Annotated in this window: 2 protein-coding genes; both read right to left on the reverse strand. The window is 72.8% G+C overall.

The genetic code is table 11. The features are described 5' to 3' along the window. Positions 1 to 719 (reverse strand): FAD-dependent oxidoreductase (locus tag ON43_RS35110; protein ID WP_040814584.1); only part of this gene is annotated, 719 nt, incomplete at its 3' end. Then, positions 716 to 838: 2Fe-2S iron-sulfur cluster-binding protein (locus tag ON43_RS46940; RefSeq protein WP_174416527.1), on the reverse strand; the 123-nt coding region annotated here is incomplete at its 5' end. The genes ON43_RS46940 and ON43_RS35110, both read right to left, overlap by 4 nt.

The following is an 838-nucleotide window of genomic DNA, read 5'->3' on the forward strand; positions in this document are numbered from 1 at the left end:
GCGATCACCGCGCTCGAGGTGCGCAGCGGAATCCTGTGGCGCAGACCGGAACTCGCGTACTCGACCAGTTCGGCCGCCTTGCCCGCGCTGTGCCGCAGCTCCCAGGGCCGGGCGGCCCAGTGCCGCAGAATCCGGCGGGCCGGATTCGCTTCCAGCACCGCCCGGACCTCGGCGCCGCCCTGTGCCAGCGAGTGCGCGACGGGCAGCAGGAAGGGGCCGGTGCCCGATACCAGCACCGATCGGCCGATGAGCAGCCGCTGGGTCTTCACCAGCGTCTGTGCCGCGCCCGCGGTGTAGACCCCGGGCAGGTCCCAGCCGGGGAAGGGGCACACCCGGTCGTAGGCTCCGGTCGCGATGATCAGCGCGTCGCCGCGCACCTCGCGGTGAGTTCGCCGCTCGCCCTCGACTCCGATCAGCAATCGCACTGTGGGGCAACCGCCTTCGGGATGTCGCTCGAGGTGATACACCGCCGCCCGGGCGAGATACTCGCAGCGCGGATGCTCGAGCAGCAGTCGCGCCCGCCGCTCGGCGGCGGCGTATCCGTGGCCGATGGCCAGCGGCCGCCGGATCCCGAAGGCGGCGGGAATGCGCCGGTTGTACTGGCCGCCCAAGGCCTCGTTGGAATCGATGAGCGTGACGCGCGCGCCCTGGTTCAGTGCCGCCGCGGCCGCCGCGGTCCCCGCCGGACCGCCGCCGATCACCACCACGTGCCGGTTCATCGAGCACCCCGCTCGGCTCGGCTCTGACTGGTGACGGTGTCGCCGTCGCGAGCGGGCCGGCGGCACAGGCGGACATCCGGTACCCCGTTGACGGTCGCGACGCAGTCGAAACAGACGCC

This window comes from Nocardia concava NBRC 100430 (assembly GCF_000308815.1).
GTDB classification, from domain to species: Bacteria; Actinomycetota; Actinomycetes; order Mycobacteriales; family Mycobacteriaceae; genus Nocardia; species Nocardia concava.